This is a genomic window from Kitasatospora sp. NPDC059803, assembly GCF_042732255.1.
Lineage (GTDB): Bacteria > Actinomycetota > Actinomycetes > Streptomycetales > Streptomycetaceae > Kitasatospora.
This window is the reverse complement of the sequence record NZ_JBHWIJ010000103.1, coordinates 1,487-25,714: the sequence shown is the minus strand read 5'-3', so window position 1 is coordinate 25,714 and position 24,228 is coordinate 1,487. Positions and strand designations below refer to the sequence as shown.

General features: G+C 73.4%; 18 protein-coding genes and 2 tRNA genes. 11 read left to right on the top strand and 9 right to left on the bottom strand.

Annotation, left to right across the window (positions count from 1 at the left end):
• Window positions 1-39: 39 nt before the first annotated feature.
• Together snpA (ACFV6I_RS18420) and snpA (ACFV6I_RS18415) are read right to left on the bottom strand one after the other, a co-directional pair.
• Window positions 40-663, bottom strand: coding sequence for a snapalysin (gene snpA, locus ACFV6I_RS18420; RefSeq protein ID WP_380335027.1), 624 nt, complete (start codon window positions 661-663; stop codon window positions 40-42).
• 340 nt (window positions 664-1,003) lie between these two features.
• Window positions 1,004-1,645, bottom strand: coding sequence for a snapalysin (gene snpA / locus ACFV6I_RS18415; protein WP_063349275.1), 642 nt, complete (start codon window positions 1,643-1,645; stop codon window positions 1,004-1,006).
• Window positions 1,646-1,905: 260 nt separating this feature from the next.
• Here snpA (ACFV6I_RS18415) and ACFV6I_RS18410 point away from each other — a divergent pair, with 260 nt between their 5' ends.
• A complete protein-coding gene (locus tag ACFV6I_RS18410; RefSeq protein ID WP_244293453.1) occupies window positions 1,906-2,880 on the top strand; it encodes a LysR family transcriptional regulator in 975 nt (324 codons plus the stop codon).
• Window positions 2,881-3,016: 136 nt separating this feature from the next.
• On the opposite strand, the gene ACFV6I_RS18405 is transcribed toward ACFV6I_RS18410, so the two are convergent.
• Together ACFV6I_RS18405 and ACFV6I_RS18400 are read right to left on the bottom strand one after the other, a co-directional pair.
• Window positions 3,017-4,207: a low temperature requirement protein A gene (locus ACFV6I_RS18405; RefSeq protein WP_380335032.1), complete on the bottom strand. Its 1,191-nt coding sequence runs from the start codon at window positions 4,205-4,207 to the stop codon at window positions 3,017-3,019.
• Window positions 4,208-4,660: 453 nt separating this feature from the next.
• The gene (locus ACFV6I_RS18400; RefSeq protein WP_380426345.1) at window positions 4,661-6,364 is read right to left on the bottom strand and encodes an ABC transporter family substrate-binding protein; all 1,704 of its coding nucleotides are present in this window, start codon (window positions 6,362-6,364) and stop codon (window positions 4,661-4,663) included.
• A gap of 345 nt (window positions 6,365-6,709) precedes the next feature.
• Here ACFV6I_RS18400 and ACFV6I_RS18395 point away from each other — a divergent pair, with 345 nt between their 5' ends.
• The 4 genes from ACFV6I_RS18395 (at window position 6,710) to ACFV6I_RS18380 (ending at window position 10,892) form a co-directional block, all read left to right on the top strand.
• Window positions 6,710-7,690 (top strand): ABC transporter permease, encoded by a 981-nt coding sequence (locus ACFV6I_RS18395; protein WP_380426343.1) that lies wholly within the window; start codon window positions 6,710-6,712, stop codon window positions 7,688-7,690.
• 16 nt (window positions 7,691-7,706) lie between these two features.
• A complete protein-coding gene (locus tag ACFV6I_RS18390; protein ID WP_380426341.1) occupies window positions 7,707-8,636 on the top strand; it encodes an ABC transporter permease in 930 nt (309 codons plus the stop codon).
• Window positions 8,633-10,705 carry a dipeptide ABC transporter ATP-binding protein gene (locus tag ACFV6I_RS18385; protein ID WP_380426339.1) on the top strand — a complete coding sequence of 691 codons (2,073 nt, stop codon included), beginning with the start codon at window positions 8,633-8,635 and terminating at the stop codon, window positions 10,703-10,705. The genes ACFV6I_RS18390 and ACFV6I_RS18385 overlap by 4 nt, the downstream gene beginning before the upstream one ends.
• Window positions 10,706-10,818: 113 nt before the next feature.
• Window positions 10,819-10,892, top strand: a tRNA-Lys gene (locus ACFV6I_RS18380).
• A gap of 89 nt (window positions 10,893-10,981) precedes the next feature.
• Here the strand turns inward: ACFV6I_RS18380 and ACFV6I_RS18375 are convergent.
• Together ACFV6I_RS18375 and ACFV6I_RS18370 are read right to left on the bottom strand one after the other, a co-directional pair.
• The gene (locus ACFV6I_RS18375) at window positions 10,982-11,863 is read right to left on the bottom strand and encodes an alpha/beta fold hydrolase (RefSeq protein ID WP_380426337.1); all 882 of its coding nucleotides are present in this window, start codon (window positions 11,861-11,863) and stop codon (window positions 10,982-10,984) included.
• Complete coding sequence (locus ACFV6I_RS18370) at window positions 11,860-12,600, bottom strand: DUF998 domain-containing protein (protein WP_079136315.1); 741 nt, start codon at window positions 12,598-12,600, stop codon at window positions 11,860-11,862. Before ACFV6I_RS18370 ends, ACFV6I_RS18375 begins: the two co-directional genes overlap by 4 nt.
• Window positions 12,601-12,802: 202 nt before the next feature.
• Here ACFV6I_RS18370 and ACFV6I_RS18365 point away from each other — a divergent pair.
• From ACFV6I_RS18365 to ACFV6I_RS18355, 3 genes are all read left to right on the top strand, one after another.
• Window positions 12,803-12,876 (top strand) — tRNA-Lys (locus ACFV6I_RS18365).
• Between the two features lie 223 nt (window positions 12,877-13,099).
• Window positions 13,100-15,541, top strand: coding sequence for a transglycosylase domain-containing protein (locus ACFV6I_RS18360; RefSeq protein WP_380426335.1), 2,442 nt, complete (start codon window positions 13,100-13,102; stop codon window positions 15,539-15,541).
• 185 nt (window positions 15,542-15,726) lie between these two features.
• Window positions 15,727-16,794: a DMT family transporter gene (locus tag ACFV6I_RS18355; protein WP_380426333.1), complete on the top strand. Its 1,068-nt coding sequence runs from the start codon at window positions 15,727-15,729 to the stop codon at window positions 16,792-16,794.
• Here the strand turns inward: ACFV6I_RS18355 and lepB are convergent.
• Together lepB and ACFV6I_RS18345 are read right to left on the bottom strand one after the other, a co-directional pair.
• Window positions 16,757-17,365 carry a signal peptidase I gene (gene lepB, locus ACFV6I_RS18350; RefSeq protein WP_063349266.1) on the bottom strand — a complete coding sequence of 203 codons (609 nt, stop codon included), beginning with the start codon at window positions 17,363-17,365 and terminating at the stop codon, window positions 16,757-16,759. The genes ACFV6I_RS18355 and lepB overlap by 38 nt on opposite strands.
• A gap of 358 nt (window positions 17,366-17,723) precedes the next feature.
• On the bottom strand, window positions 17,724-18,059 hold the full coding sequence (locus ACFV6I_RS18345; protein WP_063349265.1) for a chorismate mutase: 336 nt from the start codon (window positions 18,057-18,059) through the stop codon (window positions 17,724-17,726).
• A gap of 279 nt (window positions 18,060-18,338) precedes the next feature.
• Between ACFV6I_RS18345 and ACFV6I_RS18340 the strand changes: the two genes are divergently transcribed.
• Window positions 18,339-18,764 carry an OsmC family protein gene (locus tag ACFV6I_RS18340; protein WP_063351385.1) on the top strand — a complete coding sequence of 142 codons (426 nt, stop codon included), beginning with the start codon at window positions 18,339-18,341 and terminating at the stop codon, window positions 18,762-18,764.
• Window positions 18,765-19,437: 673 nt separating this feature from the next.
• Window positions 19,438-21,369 (top strand): bifunctional diguanylate cyclase/phosphodiesterase, encoded by a 1,932-nt coding sequence (locus tag ACFV6I_RS18335; RefSeq protein WP_079136314.1) that lies wholly within the window; start codon window positions 19,438-19,440, stop codon window positions 21,367-21,369.
• Window positions 21,370-21,472: 103 nt separating this feature from the next.
• On the opposite strand, the gene ACFV6I_RS18330 is transcribed toward ACFV6I_RS18335, so the two are convergent.
• Complete coding sequence (locus tag ACFV6I_RS18330; RefSeq protein ID WP_063349264.1) at window positions 21,473-22,564, bottom strand: LLM class flavin-dependent oxidoreductase; 1,092 nt, start codon at window positions 22,562-22,564, stop codon at window positions 21,473-21,475.
• 512 nt (window positions 22,565-23,076) lie between these two features.
• On the opposite strand from ACFV6I_RS18330, the gene ACFV6I_RS18325 reads away from it, so the two are divergent.
• Window positions 23,077-23,667 (top strand): DedA family protein, encoded by a 591-nt coding sequence (locus tag ACFV6I_RS18325; protein ID WP_244293667.1) that lies wholly within the window; start codon window positions 23,077-23,079, stop codon window positions 23,665-23,667.
• Window positions 23,668-24,228 lie beyond the last annotated feature (561 nt).

Genomic DNA, 24,228 nt, shown 5'->3' with positions numbered 1-24,228 from the left:
GCTGCGGGCTGCGGCCGGGCCGGGGCGCCTGGCGGACGATCAGCCGCGCGCCCAGAGGGAGTTGACGCGGCTGCGCTCGGTGCCGTTCGGGTACGGGTTGGTGCAGGAGGTGCCGGGGCCGCCGCCGGACATCAGCTCGCTGCACGGGCCGGAGTAGTGGTCCGGCAGGCCGAGCACGTGCCCGGTCTCGTGCGCGGTCACCCGGACCGAGTTGTACTGCCGGTTCTGCTGGTAGTCGAGGAAGACGTAGCCGCGCCCGTGGCCGTCGGTGCTGGCGTAGGAGCCGCGGCTGTCGTTGCCCTCGTAGTAGGCGAAGTCGCCGCCCGAGCCGGACCGCAGCTGGACGTTGCTGACCGAGCTGTTCCAGATCTGCGCGGCGTTGGCGATCTGGGTGCGGAAGCTCGGTGCCGAGCTGGCGTCGTAGGTGACGACGACGGTCGCCAGGTTCGGGCTGGCGGCCTGCTTGGCCTTGGCGGAGGCCATCACGGCCTGGAAGAACGCCTGGTTGTTCGCGGCCTCGGCGGCCGAACCGGCGTACGTCGAGGCGGTGTAGCCCTGGACGCCCGGGCCGGGGGTGGCGGCGGACGCGGCGGTGGTGGGCAGCACGGCGAGACCGGCCGCGAGGGCCAGGCCGAGCGCGGCGGACAGCACGGATCGCTTCATGTGGGGGCTCCGATTCCGGTGGTGCCGTGGCCGGTTGGGGGCCGGCCCTGGGGGACACCTGGTCAGCGGGTGATGTCCCCAGAGCTTCGGGCAGCCCGGCGGGCGGGCGGATGATGTCAACCCGCGATAGCTTCGATCAATACCCCTTGCGGTAAAGCGATTTGAGATGTCTTTAACCAGCCTTGACTCGCGCGTGCCCCTGGCATTCCGCTCCACCGGCGGTTAGGCTCCCGATCGGGGAAGCAACCGAGCGACGGGCCACCCGATTCCGGCCGGGCGGCCCGCCGCACCCGAAGGGCGTCGGCAACTTCCCTGTTTCAGCGGCGAGTTCGCGACTCCCCTAGTTCACGGAATCGACGCCGTTCGACCAGAGGCTGTCGACCTGGCCGCGCTCGTTGCTGTCGGGGTAGGGATTGGTGCAGGACGGGCCGGGGCCGCCGCCGGACATCAGCTCGCTGCACGGGCCGGAGTAGTTGTCGGGCAGGCCGAGCACGTGCCCGGTCTCGTGCGCGGTGACGCGCAGCGAGCTGTACTGCTGGTTCTGCTGGTAGTCGAGGAAGACGTAGCCGTGGCCGTGGCCGTCGGTGCTGGCGTAGGAGCCGCGGCTGTCGTTGCCCTCGTAGTACGAGAAGTCGCCGGTGCCGCTGCTCGCCTGGAGCTGGACGTTGCTGACCGAGCTGTTCCAGATCTGCGCGGCCTGGGATATCTGGCTGGTGAAGGAGGGCGCGCTGGCGGTGTCGTAGGTGACGGTGACGGTCTGCAGCCACGGGTTGGCGGCCTGCTTGGCCTTGGCGGAGGCCATCACGGCGTGGAAGAACGCCTGGTTGTTCGCGGCCTCGGCGGCCGAACCGGCGTACGTGGAGGCGGTGTAGCCCTGGACGGCCGGGCCGGGGGTGGCGGCGGACGCGGCAGTGGTGGGCAGCACGGCGAGACCGGCCGCGAGGGCCAGGCCGAGCGCGGCGGACAGCACGGATCGCTTCATGTGGGGGCTCCGGATTCGCGGTACGCCGAACCGCCGGGGCCGGTGGGGGCCGGACACGGCTGCGGCGACGGTGGGGGCGCCCCGGTGGGGCCGGGGCGGATTCGCTGCCCCTGAGCTTCGACCCGCCCGGGCCCGCGGCGGATGATGTCAACCGGCGATAGCACGGCCGCATACCGGCGGGGCCCACCACGTGCCCTCCTGCCGCGCTTTGTTCTGTCATGTCCTTGGCGATGTGGCCGGGTGGCGTCTATGCTCCGGGCGTGGAGCTCGACGTGAGACACCTCCGGGTGGTGTGCGCGATCGCCGACACCGGCAGCCTCCGCAAGGCCGCGCTCCAGCTCGGCATGACCCAGCCCTCCCTCACCACCCAGCTGCACCGCATCGAACGGGCCATCGGCGGCACCCTGTTCACCCGCGAGCAGACCGGCAGCCGGCCCACCGCGCTCGGCCACTCGGTGCTGTCCCGGGCCCGGCCGGTGATCACCGAGATGGCCGCGCTGGTGGCCGCCGCCCGCCAGGAGGCCCGCGACGCGGCCGGCCCCGGGCGGCAGCGCCGGCTGCGGATCGGCAGCGTCGGCAGCCGGGCGGTCGCGGCCTGGCTGCGCCGGGTGCACGAACGGCTGCCGGACACCGACACCACCATCCACGTCGACGTCTCGGCCAGCGCCCTGCTGCGGATGGTCGCCGCCGACCAGCTGGACGTGGCCTTCGTCTACGAGAGCGAGGGCTTCCCGCTACGGGTGCCGCCGGACGCCGAGCACCGGGTGCTGATGGCCCGTGAGCCGCAGTTCGTCGCGCTCGCCGCCGGACACCCGGCCGCCGCCCGCCCGGTCGTCCACCTGACCGACCTCGCCGAGGACACCTGGATGGTCGACCCGACCGCCGACCACGAGTACGCGGCGATGCGCCGGGTGTTCAGCGAGGCCGGGCTCAACCCCCGGGTGGTCCAGGTGCGGGACAACGCCACCGCCGCCGAACTGGTCGCCTCCGGCGAGGCCGTCCGCCCCTGCCAGCCGACCTCCGCCCCCGGGCCCGGCACGGTGGTGCGCCCCGTGCACGGGGACCCGCTGGCCGTCCGGCTGCTGCTCACCTGGCGCCCGCGCGCGCTCAGCCAGCCCGCGCTGGACGCGCTGTACGGCGAACTGCGCGCCGCCTACCTGGACCTGGCCAAGGTCAACCCGGCCTACCTGGCCTGGCTGGCCCGGCACGAGCCGATCCTGCTGGACTGCGCCTGAGCATCACCTGGCCGCCCGGCCGGCGGACGACGGCCAAGCGCCTGAGAGTCGCCGGGCACCCCACGACGGCCGGGCACCCGGGAACCGCCAGGCGCCCCACGACGGCCGGGCACCCCGGAACCGCCAGGCGCCCCCGTCAGCCCTCCCGGCTGTGCAGCAGCACGCCCACCGCCACGGTCAGCGCGCAGACCAGGCCCGCCGCCAGCACGCCGGAGCCGCCGAGCGCGGTGCAGGCCAGCACCAGCACCGCCCCGGTCGGGGCCAGCGCCTGCGCCGCGCCGGTCTTGGTGTGCCGGGAGTGCAGCAGCCAGACCGTGAGCAGGTAGAGCGCGGTGGGCACGGTGACCGTCGCGGTGGCGGCCGTCGCGGAGATCTCCGCCTGGTGCACGGCCGACTCCACGGCCACCTCCAGCCCGGTGCCGATCGCGGCGGCCGCGCCGAACACCAGGTAGTGGCCGTACCCCCAGGCGAAGGCCTGCCGGTTGGAGCGCAGGTGCTCGTGGACCGGCCGGGCGAAGTAGATCCACCAGGCCGCGAAGCAGATCAGCAGGCCGCCGATCGCCACCGGGAGCAGCCGGCCCAGCTCCTCGTGCTCGTCCACCGCCGACTGCACCGCGACCGTCGCGGCCGCCACCGTCTCGCCGAGCACGATCAGGGTGAACAGCCCGTACCGCTCGGCGATGTGGTGCGGGTGCCAGGAGGTCTGCATCCGCAGTTCGGCGACCACCGGCACGGCCAGCTCGCACAGCACCCCGAGCGGGATGACCACCGGCCGGACGGCGTCCGGCAGCAGCACCACCACCACCCAGCCCACCTGGCAGAGCGCGATCCCGACCGCGTACCGCACGGCGACCAGGCGCGCCTCGCCCTGCTCGGCGGCCGCCGCGCGCAGCCACTGGGTGACCATCGCCAGGCGCATCACCACGTACCCGGCGATCGCCAGCGTCAGGTCCTGGGTGGCGAACAGCCGTGGCACCCCGGCCGCGAGGACCAGCACCCCGGCGATCTGCACCAGCGTGGTGACCCGGTACGGCACGTCGTCGCAGTCGTACGCGGAGGCGAACCAGGTGAAGTTCATCCAGGCCCACCAGATCGCAAAAAAAGCGATCGCGTAGCCGCGCAGGCCGTCGCCGTAGTGGCCGGCCGCCAGGGAGTGGGCGAGTTCGCGCCCGGCCTGGCCGACGGCGACCACGAAGCAGAGGTCGAAGAAGAGTTCCAGCGGGGTGGCGACCCGGTGCGGCTCGTCCCGGGCGCGCGGGACCATCCGGCGCACCGGGGGCGGGTCGACGGGGCGCGGGTGGGGGGCGGCGGCGGATTCGCTGGCCATCGGTGCTGCTCCGGGTTCGGGAGGGGCTGGCTGTCCCGCGCATCCTGGCAGCGGCCCGGGCCCCGCGCACGCACCGGCACGACGGGCGCAGCGGTTCGCGATCCCGGGGTCGATTGCGCCGTTCGTCCCCTTTTTTCCTTGCCGTCAGCCGTAGTTGACGCCTCGGTGCGCGAACCGGGTGACAGCGCGGCGGGTTTCCGGGCGCGCCCCGCGCGCTGCGCCGCGGCCGGCCGGACGGCCCCGCTAGATTCGTCCCCGGTTGGAAGCGAGCGCGGGCCTTGCGGGGCCCCACGACACGGGCGGCCTGCGGGCAACGCGGAAGGTCAAGGCCGGTGGCAGGAGAACGGGGGCGGCAGAGCCGACCTTCCCGTGTCCGTACCACCGGCCTCGTGATCACCGCGCTGCTCGCCAGCGCCTGCCGCCCGGTCGCTCTCGCCGCGTCCGCGGCGGGGACTACTTCTCCCAGCCGACCTTGGCGTAGTCCTCCCCGGCCAGGCCGAAGGCACCGTAATTGGCGAGGCCCTTGCGCGTCGCCACCACGGTCGGCCGCTGGTAGAGCTCGACGGTGTGGCCGAGCTCCCAGATCTTCGCGTCGGCCTGGTTGTAGAGCTTCGCGGCCTCCACCGGGTCGACCGTCCCGGCCGCCTTCTTGAGCAGGTCGTCGACCTCCTGGCTGCCGATGCGCGAGGGGTTGTTGAAGGTGTTGTCCCCCACCGGCAGACGGAAGTTGCCCAGGCTCTTGGAGAGCGGGAACGAGTCGGTGTTGCGCCAGCTCGCGATCTCGAACTTGCCCGGGTTCACGTACTTGGTGAAGAAGTCGTTGGCGGGCACCTTGTCCAGGCTCACCTTGACCCCGGCCTGCAGCCACATCGCGGCGGCGGCGGTGGCCAGGTCGATCTGGGCCTGCGGGGTGGACTCGTTGACCGTCCAGTGCAGTTGCAGCGACTGGCCGTCCTTGGTGCGCGGCTGTCCGGCGCCCGCCTCCTTCCAACCGGCGTCGTCCAGCAGCTTCTTGGCGGCGGGGACGTCGAACTTCGCCCACTCGCCCGAGTTGTCCTGGTAGCCGGTCTGGTTGGGCATGAAGATGTGGTTGCCGAGCGGCTTGAACTCCACCGGCACGCCGTTGTTGGCGATCTTGATCAGCGCGGACCGGTCGAGCGCCTTGCCGAGCGCCTGGCGGACCGTCTGGTCCGCCAGCGCGCCGCCGGAGCCGAAGGAGATGTGCACCTCGTCCCACGGGCTGGCGGCCCGGATCACGGTGTCCTTGGCGTCCTTGAGCTGCCCGTACGCGGCGGCGGTGCCGGCCGTGGCGAGGTCGATCTCGTTGTTGAGGTACGACTGGGTGGTCGCGGACTGGGTCATCACCCGGAAGGTGATCTTGTCCGCCTTGGCCTTGGTGCCCCACCAGGCCGGGTCCGGGACGAGGGTGAGGGTCTGCGCGGTCTTGTCCGCCACACCGACCTTCAGCGCGCCCGCGGTGATCGGGATCTTCTCCACCCAGCCCTTGTTGAAGTCGTCCGGGGTGGCGATGCCGGCCGCCGGGATCAGCGGGCGGAACAGGTTCTGCCAGTCCGCGTACGGCTCGGAGAAGGTCACCTTCACCTCGCTCGGGTCGGCTCCCTGCTCGACGGCGGAGATCTGCTCGTAGCCGGACGGGTCGGCGATGTTGTACGCCGGGTCCTTGCCGTTGCTGGCCTGCCAGTCGGCCTTGAAGTCCAGGTAGCTGAGCGGCTTGCCGTCCGACCACTTGGCCTTGGGGTTGAGCTTGTAGGTGATCACCTCGGGCGAGGTCGAGGTGACCTTGGCGTCCAGCAGGTAGTCGGTGTCGGGCTGGAAGGTGCCGGAGGCGTCCGTGTTGAAGAGCGACGGCTCCAGGGCGCGCATGATCGAGACCGCGTCGCCGTAGGTGCCGTCCACCTGGAACGGGTTCCACTGGGTGATCCACTGGTACAGCGGGAACCGCACCTCGCCGCCGTCCTTGACCTGGTCCAGCGGCTTGGCGTTGATGTCCTGGGAGTCCTGCCGGGGCGGCTCGCTCTTCGCCACCTTGTCGGCCGAGCCGCCCCCGCCCGAGGTGCACGCGGTGACCGCCAGCGCGACGGCGACGGCGAGGGCCGTCGCCCGGCCGAGGCGGCGGGCCGTGGTGGAAGCGTCCATGGAGTCCCCCTGGTGAGGTCTTCGAAACGGGCGGTAACGGGCAGTTGTGCCGCGCGAGGTGTGGCGGGGCTTGAGCGTGGGCAGCCAAGTCGGCACCGGGCCAGCAGAACGTAACAGCCGATCAGTTCCGTCACCAGGGGGAGGACCGCACACCTGATCCAGAAGTCATCCGCGGCAATACCGCCGCAACACCCCGGCCTCGCACCGGTGCCAGACTCTGACCTGCGCTTTCCCCGTACCGCCCCGTCCCCCTGCCGTCCGAAGGCCTGAACGGGCCCCGACCGAAGGCCACCACCCGATGCCCACCAGACGCGTCGGCCCCTCCCCCACCCCGGGCGGCCGTTGATGTTCCGTTACCTGGCGAAGCGCCTGAGCTACTACGCGGTGCTGCTGATCGCCGCCGTCTTCCTGGCGTACGCGATCTCCGCGACCGCCCTCCAGCCGCGCACCTACTTCGACGCCAAGGTCCCCCGCCCGGCCGCCGAGTCGGTCGAGCGCCAGCTCACCGCGCTCAACCTGAACGACCGCACCCCGGTCGTCGAACGCTTCGGCCACTGGGCCGACGGGCTGCTCCACGGCGACCTCGGCCGGACCATCCACGACACCCCGGTCACCGACGACTTCGGCCGCCGGGTCTGGGTCTCGCTGCGGCTGCTGCTGCTCGGCAGTCTGCTCGGCATCGTCCTCGGCATCGCCGCCGGGGCCTGGAGCGCCGTCCGCCAGTACCGGATCTCCGACCGGCTGCTCACCGTGCTCTCCTTCGTCCTGCTCTCCACCCCGGTCTTCCTGGTCGCGCTGTTCCTCAAGAACGGCGCCATCGCCGCCAAGGACGCGGCCGGCCACGACGTCATCCCGTTCACCGGCTACGAGACCCCCGGACTGACCGGCGGCCTCGGCGCCCACCTCGCCGACTGGGCGCTGCACCTGCTGCTGCCCACCATCTCGCTCGCACTCGGCGGCCTCGCCACCTACAGCCGCTACCAGCGCGGCACCATGCTCGACGTGCTCGGCTCCGACTACCTGCGCACCGCCGAGGCCAAGGGGCTCACCCGCCGCCGGGCGCTGGTCAAGCACGGGCTGCGGACCGCGGTGATCCCGATGTCGACCATGTTCGCCTACAGCTTCCTGGGCATCTTCACCGGCGCGATCTTCACCGAGACGATCTTCGGCTGGCACGGCATGGGCGAGTGGCTGATCCAGTCGATCAACGAACAGGACGTCAACTCGGTCGTCGCCGTCAACCTGTTCACCGCCGTCGTCGTCCTCGCCTCCGGCTTCCTCGCCGACACCCTGCACGCCACCCTCGACCCGCGCGTGCGGTCCTGACCGGAGGTGAACTGACGTGACCACCGTCGCCGTGGACCCGGCCGCCCCGGCCGCCGCCCCCCGCACCACCGGCCGGGCCCGGCTCGTCCTCGCCCGGCTGCTCGCCGCCCGCGGGGCCGTCGCCGGAGCCGTGATCGTCCTGCTGCTGTTCGCGCTCGCCTTCGGCGGGCCGTACCTGACGCCCTGGGACTACGCCGCCCCCGACTTCGGCGCGCTGCACCAACCGCCGTCCGCCGAGCACTGGTTCGGCACCAACGGGATCGGCCAGGACGTCTTCGCGCAGACCGTCCGCGGCCTGCAGAAGTCGCTGGTCATCGGCCTGCTGGTGGCGCTGTTCTCCACCGTGCTGGCCTCCCTGGTCGGCGCCTGCGCCGGCTACTTCGGCGGCTGGGCCGACCGCGCGCTGATGTTCGCGGTGGACCTGCTGCTGGTCTTCCCCAGCTTCCTGATCATCACCATCGTCTCGCCCCGGCTGAAGAGCGCCGGCTGGATCGCCTTCGTGCTGCTGCTCGCCCTGTTCAACTGGATGATCACCGCCCGGGTGGTCCGCTCGATGACCATCTCGCTGCGCGAGCGCGAATTCGTCCGCGCCGCACGGTTCATGGGGGTGCGGCCGCTGCGGATCATCACCCGCCACATCCTGCCGAACGTCGCCTCCTTCCTCATCATCGACGCCACCATCGCGGTCGGCGGCGCCGTGATGAGCGAGACCGCGCTCTCCTACTTCGGCTTCGGCGTCAAACCGCCGGACGTCTCGCTCGGCACCCTGCTCGCCGCCGGGACCAGCGAAGCCCCGGTGTTCCCCTGGCTGTTCTACTTCGCCGCCGGGCTGCTGGTGCTGTTCGTCCTCGCCGTCAACCTGATCGGCGACGGGCTGCGCGACGCCCTCGACCCCACCGCCGGGGGCGCGCCCCGCCGCCGCTCCGCCCGGAGGAAGAAGCCGTGACCACCACCGTCGACACCCCCCTGCTCGCCGTCAGCGACCTGCGGGTGGACTTCGCCGGGCCGCACGGCCCCGTCCCCGCCGTCCGCGGGGTGGACCTCACCCTGCGGCGCGGCGAGACCCTCGGCATCGTCGGCGAGTCCGGCTCCGGCAAGTCCGTCACCGCGCTGTCCGTGCTCGGACTGCTGCCCAAGACGGCCGGCGTCCAGGGCTCGGTGCGACTGGACGGGCGGGAACTGGTCGGGCTGCCCGGCAAGGAGCTCGCCGCGATCCGCGGCCGCCGGATCGCCATGGTCTTCCAGGACCCGCTGTCCGCCTTCACCCCGGTCTACCGGATCGGCGACCAGATCGCCGAGGCCGTCCGCATCCACCAGCGGGTCGACCGGGCCGCCGCCCGCCGCCGGGCCGCCGAACTCCTCGACCTGGTGGGCATCCCGGCCCCCGAACGGGCCCTGGACAGCTTCCCGCACGAGTTCTCCGGCGGCATGCGCCAGCGCGCGATGATCGCCATGGCGATCGCCAACGACCCCGACATCCTGCTCGCCGACGAGCCGACCACCGCGCTGGACGTCACCATCCAGGCCCAGGTGCTGGACGTGCTGCGCACCGCACAGCGGGAGACCGGCGCGGCCCTCGTCCTGGTCAGCCACGACCTCGGGGTGATCGCCGGGATGGCCGACCGGGTCGCGGTGATGTACGCGGGGAGGGTGGTCGAGACCGCCGGGGTGGACGAGCTGTTCGCGGCCCCGCGCCACCCGTACACGCTCGGCCTGATCGGCGCGGTGCCCCGGCTGGACGGGCTCGGCGGCCCGCTCGTCCCGATCCCCGGCGCACCCGCCCCGATGGCCGACCTGCCGCCGGGCTGCCCGTTCGCCGCCCGCTGCCCGCTCGCGGAGGAGCGCTGCTCGGCGGCGGAGCCGGAACTGGCCGGGGGCGACGGGCACCTGGCGGCGTGCGTCCGGTCGGCGGAGCTGGCCGAGCGGCGGCCCGCGCCGGCCGACGTCTACCCGGTGCCGGCGCTTCCGGCCCCGTCGGCCGCTCCGGAGGGCCGGGGGGACCGGGGCTCGCGGGCGCCGGTGCTGGCGGTGAGCGGCCTTGGCAAAACGTTTCCGCTCCTCAAGGGCACGGTGTTCAAGCGCCGGGTCGGCGAGGTCTACGCGGTGGACGGCGTCGACCTGGACCTCCGGGAGGGCGAAACCCTCGGCCTGGTCGGGGAGTCCGGCTCCGGCAAGTCCACCACGCTGTTCGAACTGCTGAACCTCACCGCCCCCGAGACCGGCCGGATCGAACTGCTCGGCCACGACACCGCCAAGCTCTCCCGCGCCGAGGCCCACCGGCTGCGCGCCCGACTGCAGATCGTCTTCCAGGACCCGATGGCCAGCCTCGACCCGCGGATGCCGATCGGCGACATCATCGCCGAACCGCTGCGCGCCCAGCACGCCGCCCGCGAGGAGATCGCCCGCCGGGTGCCCGAACTGCTGCACCAGGTCGGCCTCGACCCGGACCACGCCGCCCGCTACCCGCACCAGTTCTCCGGCGGGCAGCGCCAGCGCGTCTCCATCGCCCGGGCCCTGGCCGTCCGGCCGAAACTGCTGGTCCTGGACGAACCGGTCTCCGCCCTGGACGTCTCCATCCAGGCCGGGGTGCTCAACCTGCTGCAAGCGCTCAAGGCCGAACTCGGCCTCTCCTACCTGTTCGTCTCGCACGACCTCTCGGTGATCCGGCACCTCGCCGACCGGGTCAGCGTCATGTACCTCGGGCGGACGGTCGAACAGGGCGAGGTCTCCGCCGTCTTCGACCGCCCCCGGCACCCGTACACCCGCGCCCTGCTCTCCGCCGTCCCGCTGCCCGACCCCGCCGCCGAACGCACCCGCGACCGCATCCTGCTCGCCGGCGACCCGCCCTCCCCCACCGAGCGCCGCACCGGCTGCCCCTTCCGCACCCGCTGCCCGGTGTACGTCCGCCTCGCCGACCCGGCCGCCCGCACGCGGTGCGAGCAGGAACGGCCGGCGCTTCTCGGCGACACCCCGGCACAGGACCACCAGGCGGCCTGCCACTACCCGGAGTCGTAGCCGGCCGCCCGCGATCGCTGGGGGTGATCACTACGGGCGATCACTACGGGTGACCACTCGAAAGCGATTCGGCGGATCGACCGGGCGCCGTGTAAAGTTCTCCGAGTCAGCAGGCGCCGCTAGCTCAGTTGGTTAGAGCAGCTGACTCTTAATCAGCGGGTCCGGGGTTCGAGTCCCTGGCGGCGCACATGGCAAGGTCTCAGGCCGCTCACTTCGGTGGGCGGCCTGAGGCGTTTCAGTGGGCCTTTCAGTAGGCGCCGCAGCGGGTGCCCGGCCTCAGCCGGTGTCCAGGACGGCGGAGGCCACCGCGTCCGGGCGGTCGAACATCACCAGGTGCCCGGCCGGGGCGGTGGTGCGGTAGTCGGCCCCGAGCAGCGCCGCGAGCTCCCGCTGGCCGGCCAGCCACTCCTCGGTACGGCGGCTGCGGCAGCCGTCGTCGGCGGCGAGCACGGTGACCGGCAGGCCCTCCGGCAGCGGCCGGGTGCGCCGCAGCCCGTCCACCTCGGCGGCCAGGTCGAGGTAGCGCGCGTTCTCCCGCAGCAGGGCGCGCAGGGCCCGGCCGGTGCGGTAGCAGTGCCGCACCAGCGGCACCGGGGCGAGGTCCTCGCGGCAGACCGTGGACAACCGGGCCGTCAGCCGGCGGGCGGCCGGGCCGAGCAGGTACGGCACGGCGACGGCGGTGGCGGCGCCCGCGAGCGCCCGGGCCGCCAGGTCGCGCGCGCCGGGGGCCGGGTACGGCCGGGCCGCCGGCTCGACGCTGCTGTCCACCAGGACCAGCCCGGCGGCCCGGTCGGGATGCAGCCGGGCGAAGGCCTCGACGTGGAAGCCGGCCAGCGAGTGGCCGACGACGGTGCAGGGCCCGCGCAGCCCGAGGCCGTCCAGCACCGCGCGGATCCGCTCGGCCTCGCCGGCGGCCGTCGGGGCGGGCCGCCCGGTGGCGGGCTCGGGGGCGCTCAGCCCGTAGCCGGGCCGGTCGAAGCGGACCACGGTGCGGTAGGGCGTGAGGAAGGGGACGACCAGGTCCCAGTCGAACCAGCTGCTGCCGAGGCCTCCGGTGAGCAGGCAGACCGGGCCGCTGCCCTCGGTGCGGACGTGCAGCGGGACGCCGTCGACGCGCAGGAAGCGCGCCCGGGTGCGGGGGTCGTCGGGTGCGGTCATGCCGGCTCCCGGCCCGGGGGCCGTTCGGCCGACCGGGGCCCCCGGTGCGCCGGCGGAGAAGCGTCGGACCAGGTGGATTCGTCGCCCGGCGCCCCCGCGGGGAGGGCCAGGCTCACTGCCAGGACGGCCAGCCAGAGCGCCACCAGCAGCACCTGGAGCCGCTGGCCGGCCCCGAGCGCCCAGGTGCCGCGCCCGGCCTCGAAGGCGGCGATCGCGGCCAGGCTCCAGCCGGTGGCCAGCAGTTCGGCGCCGAGCAGCCAGGGCCCGATCCGGCGCACCGGCGGCCACCAGCCGTAGCGGCGGGCGGCCACGGTGAGCGCGGCCAGCCCGGTGAGCGCACCGAGCATGGCGAGGCTGCTGGTGACGGCGTGCGCGGTGTGGGTCGCGGGGACGAGCCCGGCGGTCTCGCGGGCGGCGCACATCTCGTCGCTGGTGGGGGCGCAGCTGAGCGGCAGCCGGGAGTCGGCGGCGGTCGCCGCGCCGAACAGGGCGAGGGCGGACCAGCCGACCACCGCCCACCCGCGCCGGGCACCGCGCGGCCCGGCCTGCCCGCCGGCGAGGGCGGTGACGGCAGCGGCGAGCACACAGAGCCCGGCGACCAGGTCGGTGGCCCGGAACAGGCCGCCCAGCGGCTGGTCCTCGGCCGCGAGTTCGCTGATGTACGCCTGCACCGGGTCGAGTCCGGTGCTCAGCACGACCTCCAGCACCCACGCGGTGTACGCCGTGGCGCTGAGCATCAGCAGCGCGGCGACCGCCTTCCGCGCGTTCGGGTGTCCGGGCTTGGGGCTGGGCACCGTTCCACCCTAACCGGCGGCGAACTGCACCCCAACCGGGCGGAAACGGACAGCTCGGCGGCGGGCCGGCTCCCGCGCGGATGCGGGCGGTTCCGGGCGGTTCGAGGCACCCGCCGGGACCGTGTATTGTTTTCCAGGTCAGCAGGCGCCGCTAGCTCAGTTGGTTAGAGCAGCTGACTCTTAATCAGCGGGTCCGGGGTTCGAGTCCCTGGCGGCGCACAGACATTTGGGGAGCCTCTCGCAGCAGCGAGGGGCTCCTCAATTTTTTGGCCTTCGACGTCCGTTTTGCGTGTGATGTCGGTCTCGATTGCCGTTCCGGTGGAGCCAATCGGCCCGCCCGGCTCGTCCAGGGCAGTAAACCGGAATCGGGACAAAGGTCCCTAACCACCGATGTCCCCGTCCGTGCAGGCTGACCCGGTCCGCCCGCAGGAAAGGCCGCGCCTTGTCCGAGAACGCCCAGAGCGGCCGTCGCACGCCGTCGACAGGCCTCCGACCGGTCAAACGCTTCCAGCGCGCCGCCCCCGCGACCGGCGGCAGGAAGCCCCGCCGTCCGAAGCGCACCGGCTGGCGCCGGCTGATCCCCACCTGGCGGATGAGCCTGCTCGGCCTCGCCGTGGCCCTGCTGCTCGGCGTCGGCCTGTTCGCGCTCGGGGTCACGCTGGTGAAGGTCCCCGACGCGCACGCCGCCGCGACCGCGCAGAGCAACACCTGGCTCTACGCCGACGGCTCCGTGATCACCCGCACCGGCCAGACCAACCGGCAGAACGTCAGCCTGGACAAGGTCTCCCCCGCCGCCCAGCACGCCGCACTGGCCGCCGAGGACCGCAACTTCTACCACGAGGGTGCCGTCAACGTGCAGGGCCTGCTCCGGGCCGCGGTCAACACCGCCAAGGGCGCGGGCACCCAGGGCGGCTCCACGATCACCCAGCAGTACGTGAAGAACACGTACCTGAACCAGAAGCAGTCGGTCACCCGCAAGGTGAAGGAACTGTTCATAGCCATCAAGGTGGACGCCACCGAGAGCAAGGACGACGTCCTCTCCGGCTACCTGAACACCTCCTACTACGGCCGCGGCGCCTACGGCATCCAGGCCGCCGCCCACGCGTACTTCGGCGTCGACGCCTCCGCGCTCGACCCCGCCCAGGGCGCCTACCTGGCCACCCTGCTGAACGCCCCGAGCGCCTACGACGTGGCCACCGCGACCCCGGCCGGCAAGCAGAACGCCGTCAACCGCTGGAACTACGTGCTGGACGGCATGGTCAAGGAGGGCTGGCTCTCCGCCGAGGAGCGGTCCGCCATCACGTTCCCGGACGTCAAGGACCCGCAGCCCAACCCGGGCCTGTCCGGCCAGACCGGCTACCTGGTGAACGAGGCCACCCAGTACCTCACCTCGAACCAGGTCATCAGCGAGACCGAGCTGGCCAAGGGCGGCTACACGATCAAGCTGAGCATCGACCCCGCCCGCCAGCAGGCCCTCCAGGACTCCGTCCAGGCGCAGCTGCGCGACACCCTGAACCCGGACAAGCGGAAGAAGGACGCGGCCGCCCAGGCCGGCGCCGTCTCCGTGGACCCGAAGACCGGCGCGGTCGTCGCCCTCTACGGCGGCGTCGACTACGTCAAGCACTACGTCGACAACGCGACCCGGCGGGACTACCAGGCCGGCTCGACCTTCAAGGCGATCGCCCTGGCGGCCGCGTTCGAGAACAACGCCAAGACCCAGGACGGCCGGACCGTCACCCCGCGCACCGTCTACGACGGCACCAGCGGCCGCAAGGTCCGCGGCGGCAAGGGCACCCCGTACGCGCCGCCGAACGAGGGCGACAGGAGCTACGGCCAGATCTCCCTCCAGCAGGCCACCGACTGGTCGGTCAACTCGGCGTTCGCCCAGCTGGCCCAGGACACCGGGCTCCAGAAGGTCAAGGACACCGGCATCGCGCTGGGCCTGCCCGGCAGCACCCCGGGCCTCGACCCGGTGCCGTCCATCCCGCTCGGCGCGGCCACCCCGAGCGTGCTCGACATGGCCGGCGTGTACGCGGCGCTGGACAACGGCGGCAAGCAGATCACCCCGTGGCTGGTGCAGTCCGTGGACCGCGAGGGCGAGGCCCTCCCGCTGCCCGCGCACAAGACCACCCAGGCGATCAGCACGGACACCGCGAACCAGGTCACCTCGATGCTCCAGGGCGTGGTGAGCGACCCGGGCGGCACCGGCTGGCGAGCGAAGGCACTGGGCCGCCCGGTGGCAGGCAAGACCGGCACCACCGACGACCAGAAGTCGGTCTGGTTCGTCGGCTACACCCCCGAGCTGGTCACCTCGGTGGCCCTGTTCGGCCAGGACCCGGGCAACGGGGCCCAGGTCAGCCTGAGCGGCGTCGGCGGGATCGACGGCGCGGCGGGCGGCCAGTTCCCGGCGCAGATCTGGACCAGCTACATGAAGGCGGCGCTCAAGGGCGTGCCGGTCAGCGACTTCCAGACCCCGGCCGACGGCGGCGACTCCTCCGGCGCCACCGATCTGCCGACGGCCCCGTCCTCGCCGAGCGCCACCCCGTCGACCGGGGCCGGCTCGAACGGCGGCTCGACCGCCCCCGCGGCGCCGACCACCCCGCCGAGCGACGGCGCTGGGGCCGGCTCGGGCTCGGGCTCGGGCTCGGGTCCGACCACGCCGGCCGGCGGCTCGAACTCCGGCGGCGGCGGCGTGACCAGCCCGCCGACCGCGCCCCCGGCCACCCAGCAGCCGACCGCCCCGCCGACGACGCGGCCCACCGGGCGGCCCACCGGCCGGCCGACACCCTCCACCGGCCCGACCACGGCGCCGACCACGCAGCCGACCACCCAGCCCACGGGCGGGCCGGACACGCTCACCGGGGCGGGGGCGAACGCCGGGTAGCGGCGGCGGGGGGGCTTGGGCGGCGGGGGGGCTTGGGCGGCGGGGGGCCCGGACGGCGAGGGGGCGCGGACGGCGCAGGGTCGTGCGCAGGCTGGGTGAGTGCGCCGCTGCGCACAGTTCCGTGCAGGACCAAATGACGGAATGGCACCTTACTGAACGCCCGGTATGACTGTCACAATGCGTCGGTGCACAGATCAACGGCCTCGCCCACCCTCCCCACGGGCAGAACCCTCGGCCTCAGCCTCGCGCTGGTCTCCGCGTTCGCCTTCGGCGGCTCCGGCACCGCCGCGAAACCGCTGATCGAGGCCGGCCTCTCACCGCTGCACGTGGTGTGGCTCCGAGTCACCGGCGCCGCCGTGGCCCTGCTCCCCATCGCCTACCGCCACCGTGACGCCGTCCTGCGCCGCCCCGGCCTGCTGATCGGGTTCGGCCTGCTCGCCGTGGCCGGCGTCCAGGCCTGCTACTTCGCGGCGATCTCCCGCATCCCGGTCGGCGTCGCCCTGCTCATCGAGTACCTCGGACCGCCGCTGCTCATCGGCTACGTCAAGTTCGTCCAGCGCAAGCCGATCAGCCGGGGCGCCGCGATCGGCGCCGGCGTAGCGGTCGCCGGGCTGGCCTGCGTGGTGGAGGTCTGGAACGGCCTGAGCTTCGACGCGCTGGGCGTGCTCTTCGCCCTCGGCGCGGCCTGCTGCCAGGTCGGCTACTTCGTGCTCGCCGACGCTGGCCGCCGGGGCGAGCGCCCGGTCGACCCGCTGGCGGTCAGCGCGTTCGGGCTGCTGATCGGCGCCGTCCTGCTCACCGTCTTCACTCGGCCCTGGCAGGCCGACTGGAGCACGCTCGGCGGGTCCGTGGTGATGAACGGGCACACCCTGCCCGCGCTGCTCCCGGCCGCCTGGATGATCCTCATCGCGACCGTGCTCGCCTACCTGACCGGCGTGATCGCCGTCGGGCACCTCTCGCCCCCGGTCGCCGGGGTGGTGGCCAACCTTGAGGCGGTCGTCGCCACCGTGCTGGCCTGGGTCCTGCTCGGCGAGCACCTCGGTCTGCCGCAGATCGCGGGCGGCCTGCTCGTGCTGACCGGCGCCTTCGCGGCGCAGACCGGCAAGCCGGCGGCCGCGGACGCCAAGGGTGCTCGGGATTCCCGGGATTCCCGGGACGCTCGGGACTCCCGGGATGCTCCGGACTCTTCGGAGCGGGTCGCCGCCGAGCGGCAGGTCAGCGGCCGACCCAGCCGAACCAGTCGAGGTGATTGAGCGGCCACACCACGGCCGACACCGGCCCGACCACGTTGTCCACCGGCACTGCCCCGCCCCCCGGACCACGCTGGTGGTAGCGGGAGTCCGCCGAGTCGCTGCGGTGGTCGCCCTCGACCCAGACGTGGCCCGAGGGCACCGTCACCGGCCCGAAGTCCAGGCCCGCGCAGGAGTCGTCGCCGGGGTGCAGGTACGGCTCGTCGACCTTCTTCCCGTCGACGGTCAGCGTGGTGCCCGTGCACTGCACGGTCTGGCCGCCGGTCGCGATGACCCGCTTGACCAGGTAGTTGTCGTCCTTCGGCGGCACCAGGCCGACGAAGCTCAGCACCGAGCCGGCCGCGTTGGTGAACGGGTTCGAGTCGACGGGCTGCGGCGGGAGCCAACCACCCGGATCCTTGAACACCACCGGCTGCCCAGGCTCCGGCTTCCAACCGGTCAGCGGCGCCAGCTTGTTCACGCCCACCCGGTCGCCGATCCGCAGCGTGTTCTCCATCGAGCCGGACGGGATGGTGAACACCTGGAACAGGCAGGTCTTGATCAGCAGCGCGACCACCAGGCCCACCGCCGCCATCGCCGGGATCTCGATCCACCAGGGCCGGGGCCGACGCCCGGTCCGCCGGGCCTTGCGGCCACGCGAACCGTGCGCACGGCGGCGGGCCTCGGCACGGCCTCCGGGCGCGTCAGGGGCCTCGGAAGCACCGGGGCCGCGTCCGGCGGCGGGGGCCGGACCGGACCCGGCATCGCTCGGCGTTTCGGGCAGGTTCACCGCCATCGTCGCTGCTCCACCTCTCCGGCTGGGGGAACCTGCACGCTACGCCAACCCCGGAGCCTCACGAAATCCGGCGTTTAGCCGCCCCCGACATGTCCGGGCCGGGCAGCTCCGGGGCCGTCCTCGACGGCTCACCACCGACCCCCTCGGGGGTGCGCTCTCAAGCGCGGGCGATGGCCTCGTGGTGCCGGATGACCTCGGCGATGATGAAAGTCAGGAACTTCTCGGCGAAGACCGGGTCCAGCTTGGCCCCCGCGGCCAGCTCCCGCAGCCGCTTGATCTGGTCGCGCTCACGCGCCGGATCGGCCGGCGGCAGCTTGTGCTCGGCCTTGAGCCGGCCGACCCGCTGGGTCGCCTTGAAGCGCTCGGCCAGCATGTGGACCACCGCGGCATCGATGTTGTCGATGCTCTCGCGCAGGCTGGTCAGCTCCGCCCGCACGGCGGCGTCGACCCCGTCGGTCAGGCCTGCGTCGGGGGTCGTGGGGTGGTCCGTCATCGGGGCGGCTCCCGGTGTCTGAAGTGGGCACCCGGCCGTACGGCGGCCGGGCTCGGGCCCGGGCAAATCTAACAGGGCCCCCGTGGTGGAGCCGCACCTTTTGGCGGATCCGTCCGCAATCCGGACATTGCCCGCACCGCCCGGCACCCGGCGCCGATCCGGGCCCGCGCCGCCCCGGACCCGCGCCGCCCCGGGCCGAACGGGGGCCGCCCCGTAGGCTGGTGCGCGTATGACCGGAAGTGACGACTCAGCAGTCCCTCAGTAATGGAGGTACCGATCGTGGCAACCACCCGCACCGCCCGCACCGCTTGGGAAGGCAACCTGCTCGACGGCAAGGGGCAGGTGACCTTCGCCTCGTCCGGGATCGGCGAGTACCCCGTCTCCTGGCCGGCCCGGGCCGAACAGCCCAACGGCAAGACCAGCCCGGAGGAGCTGATCGCCGCCGCTCACTCCGCGTGCTTCTCGATGGCCCTCTCGCACGGCCTGACCGGCGCCGGCACCCCGCCCGTCAAGCTGGACACCCAGGCCGATGTCACCTTCCAGCCCGGCACCGGCATCACCGGCATCCACCTGACCGTCACCGGCGAGGTGCCCGGACTGGACGAGGCCGACTTCACCAAGGCCGCCGAGGACGCCAAGGCCAACTGCCCGGTCAGCAAGGCGCTCACCGGCACCACCATCACCCTCACCGCCAAGCTGGCCTGACGCCCCGACGGATCCCGTCGGACCCCGGCGGATCCCGGCGCGCTCCGGCCGCTCCGGGCGCGCGGTCGGCGCCCGGGGGCGCGATCTCGGCGCACGCGCCCCTGGCGCACATCATGTGATGTGCACCGGGGGCGTCTGCGCGTACCGCCGCACATGATCACAAAGCGGGCGAATCACCCTGGCGGCGGTCACCGCCCGTTGCCGCCGCGGCCTATGATCGGCCGCAGCGCCCTGTTCTTCACGCGGGTCTCCGCGCGACAGCGCCCCACGGCGGGCGCCCCGCACCGGACCGACTCCGAGGACCGCGACAGAGTGCGGAGCCGGCCGCCGGAGTCCCGATCGGCCGGCCGGACCAGCATCCAACGTCAGCAGCGGACGGGAGCATGCCGTGCCGGGCCAGAACGAGGGGGCCGACGCACACCACCCGGGCGTGCGGCACGAGGAAACACCGCACCACCGTCACCTCACAACACCCCTCCTGGGCCCGGACGTCAGCACCGTCGGTCCGGCCAGTCCGGTCGGTTCGGTCGGTTCGATCAGTCCAGTCGGTCCGGTCGGCGTCGTCGGTTCCGTCACGGCCGTCGGTGCTGTCGCGACCGGCGGCCGGGCCGTCGGCACGGCGAGTGCGGCGAGTGCGGCGAGTGCGGCAGGAACCGTGCTGGACGACCCCGGGATGCTGCTCTGCCCCACCTGCTCGGCGCCGCTGACCGACGGCACCCACCGGAGCGCCGTCGACGGCCCCGGCCAGGAGAACGGCGGGAGCGACCGGCTGCTGGCCGCGCTGCGGGCCAGCGAATCCCGATTCCGGGCCGCCTTCTGCGACGCGGTCATCGGGATGGCCCTGATCGACCCCGAAGACCGGATCATCGAGGTCAATCCCGCCTTCGCCGCCCTGATCGGACGCAGCGTCGGCGAACTGGTCCGCACCCACCTGCACGAGATCATCGATCCGGAGGGCATGCCGCACCGGCTCTTCCCCGAACTCGTCCACGGCGGGCGGGAGCGGTTCCGCGTGGAGAAGCAGCTCAAGCACCGCGAGGGCCGCACCGTCTGGAGCAAGGTCACCGTCTCGCTGATCCGGGACGGCGCCGGCCAGCCGCTCTACACCCTCGCACTGGTGGAGGACATCACCGAGCAGCGCCGGCTCGGTGACCGTCTGGAGTACCAGGCCCTGCACGACCCGCTGACCCGACTGCCCAACCGGACGTCCTTCTTCGAGCGGCTCGACGCCGCCTGCGCCACGGCCACCGGGGCCACCGGGACTGCTGAGCCCGCCGAGGCTCCCGACACCGCCGACACCAGCGACACCGTCCTCGCGCCGGCGGACGGGCGCCGGGTCGGCGTCTGCTACCTGGACCTCGACGGTTTCGCGGCGATCAACGAGACGCTCGGGCACCACATCGGCGACCAGTTGCTGATCGCCGTCGCCGCCCGGCTGCGCGGCGGGTTCTCCGGGCACGACGCCCACCTGGTGGCCCGGATGGGCGGCGACGAGTTCGCCGTCCTGGTCACCGACAGCCGGGGCAGCGACCAACTGACCGACCTGGCCGCCCGGATCCTCCAGGAACTGGAACACCCCTTCGACGTCGCCGGACACCGGCTGGTCATCACGGCCAGCGTCGGCGTCGTCGAACGGTCCGTGCACGAGACCACCCCGACCGACCTGGTCAAGGACGCCGACGCCACGCTCTACTGGTCCAAGGCCGACGGCCGCGCCCGTTGGACCCTCTACGACCCGGACCGCGGCGCCCACCAGCTGACCCGCCAGCTCCTCGCCACCGCACTGCGGCCCGCCCTGGAGCGCGGCGAGTTCACCATCGAGTACCAGCCGCTGGTCGGCCTGGCCGACGGAGCCGTCCACGGCGCGGAGGCCCTCGTCCGCTGGCGCCACCCCCGCTACGGGACGCTCTCTCCGGACCGCTTCATCCCGCTCGCCGAGGAGACCGGCGCGATCGTGCCCCTCGGCACCTGGGTACTGGAGGAGTCCTGCCGCCAGGCCCGGCAGTGGCTCACCGAGTTCCCCGAGACCGAGACCTTCGTGAGCGTCAATCTGGCCGCCCGCCAGATCTGGGACTCCGACGTGGTCGCCGACGTCGCCCGCGCCCTCGAACGCACCGGGCTGCCGGCCCGGCTGCTCCAGCTGGAGATCACCGAGAGCGCCCTGCTCGGCCCCGGCGGACGGCCGTTGCAGGCGCTCCAGGCGCTCGCGGACATGGGCGTGCGGATCGCGATCGACGACTTCGGCACCGGCTACTCCAACCTGGCCTACCTCTCCCGGCTGCCGGTGCACGTCCTGAAGCTCGACGGCACCTTCATCGAGGGGTTCCGCGACCCGGCCCCGGCGACGAACCCTTCGGAACTCCCCGAGCTCGGCTCCCGCCGCAGCGACGCCGACGAGCAGATCGTGGGCGCGATGGTGCAGCTGGCCCACACCCTCGGCCTGACCGTCACTGCCGAGGGCATCGAGAGCGCCGCGCAGGCCGAACGGCTGCGGCTGACCGGCTGCGACACCGCCCAGGGCTGGTACTTCGCCCGGCCGGGCGAGGCCGAGCTCGTCGCCGCCATACTCCGCAAGGACCGCCCCGGCCCGGACACCAGCCGGTAACCGGGGCCGGCCCCGCTGCGGACCCGGCGGCCGGGCCTCTCCGCCCAGGCCTTCCGTACTCAGGCCTTCCGTGCTCAGGCCTTCCGTGCTCAGGCCTCGACCGTCAGGCTTCCGCCGTCAGGCCGTACGCCTCGGCGATCAGGCCGTAGGAGCGGAGCCGGGCCTCGTGGCCGTGGATGTGCGAAGTGACCATCAGCTCGTCCACGCCCGTCCGCTTGCGCAGGGCCTCCAGCCCGTCCGCGACCTCGCCCGGGGCGCCGAGCACCACGTTGTCGAGCCAGCTGTCGATGAACTCCGCCTCGGCCGGGCTGTACGGGTAGGCCTCGGCCTCCTCCGGGGTGGGGATCGGGCCGGGGTTGCCGCGCCGCAGCCGGAGCATGCCGAGGGCCGCGGAGCGGGCGAGGCGACGGGCCGCACCCTCGTCCTCGGCGGCGACCGCGCTCACACCGATCAGCGCGTACGGCTCGGCGAGCACCGCGGAGGGCCGGAAGGACTCCCGGTAGAGGTCGAGCGCCGGGACGGTGTTGACGCTGCTGAAGTGGTGGGCGAAGGCGAACGGCAGACCGAGGCGGCCGGCCAGCTGGGCGCTGAAGCCGGAGGACCCGAGCAGCCAGACCGGCGGGCGCCCGTCGCCCTGGGGGACGGCGGTCAGCTGGGCATAGGGGTGGCCGGAGGGGAAGTCGCCGTCGAGGAAGTGGGTCAGCTCGGCGAGTTGCTGCGGGAAGTCGTCGGCGCCCTCGGCGCGGCCGCGGCGCAGCGCCCGGGCGGTGGCCGGGTCGGTGCCGGGGGCGCGACCGAGCCCCAGGTCTATCCGGCCCGGGTGCAGGGCCTCCAGCAGGCCGAACTGCTCGGCGATGGCCAGCGGGGCGTGGTTGGGGAGCATCACCCCGCCCGAGCCCAGCCGCAGGGTCGTGGTGTTGGCGCCGAGGTGGGCGAGCAGGACGGCCGGGGTGGAGCTGGCCACTCCCGGCATGCCGTGGTGCTCGGCCACCCAGAAGCGGTGGTAGCCCCACTGCTCGGCGTTGCGGGCCAGCGCGGTGGTCGCGGCCAGGGCCTCGGCGGGCGTGTAGCCGACGCCCACGGTGGCCAGGTCGAGGATGGAGAGCGGGGCGGGCGCCGTGCCGCGGGCGGTGCCCCGGATCGCCGCGCCGGTCCGCGGTTCGGTCGGGTGCTCCTGCTGGTCCTCGGTGGTCATGCCGTCCGCCCTTCTGGCTTTCTTGAGCCGGCCCTGGTGGGCGACCGCGGGTCTCGGGTGGCCCGGCGGTCGCTGCTGCCGACCGGGGTCAACCACCACACCGGGCCGACTGTTCCCGCATCCGGCACGTTCCGACCTGCACACCGACCACCACGCCGACCTCACGCCCGCTCCACCGCGGCCCGTGCAGCGGCCCCGCTCCGGCCCGTACGCCGGCCCCGTTCCGGCCCCGCTTCGATCCCGCCCGGCGCCGGCGGGCACGGCCCGGTACGGTGCCGCCGACCGACCATTCGGATGACGGAGAGCCAGCGGGCGGACACTCCTGGCGACTTCATGCCGGCGCCGGAAGTCACCAGGCGAAGGGCTCGCGCTTTTGCGCAGGTCGGGGCCGAGGTCTGTGACCCGCGGCATACCGGGGTGCTTCATGGCATGAAAAGTCGAGGCGCTAGCGTTGACCTCAGCGGCCACCTGCTCCCCCGGGCGGCGTGGAGGGAGTACAGGCCTTGAACTTCGTGGCGGCGATCGGATCCTCGTGGATCTGCGCCCTGGCGCTCTTCGCCGTGCTCGGAGACGCCCTCCTGCCCTTCATCCCCAGCGGGACACTGGTCATCCTGGCGGTGCTCAAGACGGCGCGGATCGACGGCGCCCCGGTGCTGCTCGGCCTGGGCGTGGCAGTGGCCTCCTTCCTCGGCGACCTCCTCCTCCTGCACCTCGCCCGGCGCGGCGCCCCGCTGCTCCAGCGCCGGCTCGCCCGGCGCCCGGAACTGGCGGCCAGCGTGACCAGGGTCCAACAGGCCCTGGTCGAACGCCCTCACGGGGCGGCCGCGGCCATGGTGGTGGTCGCCCGGTTCGTCCCGGCCGGGCGGACCGTCCTGGACGTGGCCATCGGCCACTCCCCCGCCCACCCGCACCGCTTCCTGCACTGGTCGGCACTGGCGGCGCTGGTCTGGGCCGCCTACATCGTGACGCTGGGCTGGCTGAACAGCCACTGGTTCGACACCGCCTGGTTGAGCCTCGCGGTGTCCTGCACCGCTGCCACCATCGTCAGCACCGCGATCGCGCGAATAGTGCGCCGCAACCGACGACGGCTCGCCGCGCTCTGACTGCTGCGCCTCGGCCTGCACCCCTGGCCCCGGGCGTCCCGGTCGCCCCTTGCCTCGCCCCTCGCCGCGCCCCCGCCATGGGCGAGATCTGCCCGGACGGGCGACGAGCCGTACCGAGCGCTGACGAACTCTGACCCGCCCCGCCGGACCGGCGGTACCGTACTCCCCTGGCGGCGCGAGGAGCGAAGCGTCACAGGACGGCAACAGACGACGAATCCTTGCAGCCCAGCCCGGCCCTGCTGACGTGTTGACTCTCGTAGAGGGTCGACGGCCTTGGTGGCCGCTGCGGCCACATGGCATGCTAACGGCGGAAAATTCATCAATTGCCCGATTTGACCGGTGCGGCCCCGGGCCGCCCTCACCACCGGCATCGGCACCCAGGGGAGACCATGACCAGCATCTCGCGCAGGACGGTGCTCAGTGCGACCGCTGGGGCCCCCGGCCCCCGCGCGGGGGCGGGCCGGTGGCGCCCCGGGGGCGGGGGGGGGCCCGACACCCCCCCCCCCCCCCCCCCCCGGCCCCCCCCCCCCCCCCCCCCGGGGCCCCCCCCCCCCCCCCCAC

What these genes read in the sequence shown, in the direction of transcription:
- snpA (WP_380335027.1), bottom strand. Translation starts at nt 663, where the DNA reads ATGAAGCGATCCGTGCTGTCCGCCGCGCTCGGCCTGGCCCTCGCGGCC.
- snpA (WP_063349275.1), bottom strand. Translation starts at nt 1,645, where the DNA reads ATGAAGCGATCCGTGCTGTCCGCCGCGCTCGGCCTGGCCCTCGCGGCC.
- ACFV6I_RS18405 (WP_380335032.1), bottom strand. Translation starts at nt 4,207, where the DNA reads ATGGCCAGCGAATCCGCCGCCGCCCCCCACCCGCGCCCCGTCGACCCG.
- ACFV6I_RS18400 (WP_380426345.1), bottom strand. Translation starts at nt 6,364, where the DNA reads ATGGACGCTTCCACCACGGCCCGCCGCCTCGGCCGGGCGACGGCCCTC.
- ACFV6I_RS18395 (WP_380426343.1), top strand. Translation starts at nt 6,710, where the DNA reads ATGTTCCGTTACCTGGCGAAGCGCCTGAGCTACTACGCGGTGCTGCTG.
- ACFV6I_RS18375 (WP_380426337.1), bottom strand. Translation starts at nt 11,863, where the DNA reads ATGACCGCACCCGACGACCCCCGCACCCGGGCGCGCTTCCTGCGCGTC.
- ACFV6I_RS18370 (WP_079136315.1), bottom strand. Translation starts at nt 12,600, where the DNA reads ATGCTCAGCGCCACGGCGTACACCGCGTGGGTGCTGGAGGTCGTGCTG.
- lepB (WP_063349266.1), bottom strand. Translation starts at nt 17,365, where the DNA reads ATGGCGGCGGTGGGCCTGGTGGTCGCGCTGCTGATCAAGACCTGCCTG.
- ACFV6I_RS18345 (WP_063349265.1), bottom strand. Translation starts at nt 18,059, where the DNA reads ATGACGGACCACCCCACGACCCCCGACGCAGGCCTGACCGACGGGGTC.
- ACFV6I_RS18335 (WP_079136314.1), top strand. Translation starts at nt 19,438, where the DNA reads ATGCTGCTCTGCCCCACCTGCTCGGCGCCGCTGACCGACGGCACCCAC.
- ACFV6I_RS18330 (WP_063349264.1), bottom strand. Translation starts at nt 22,564, where the DNA reads ATGACCACCGAGGACCAGCAGGAGCACCCGACCGAACCGCGGACCGGC.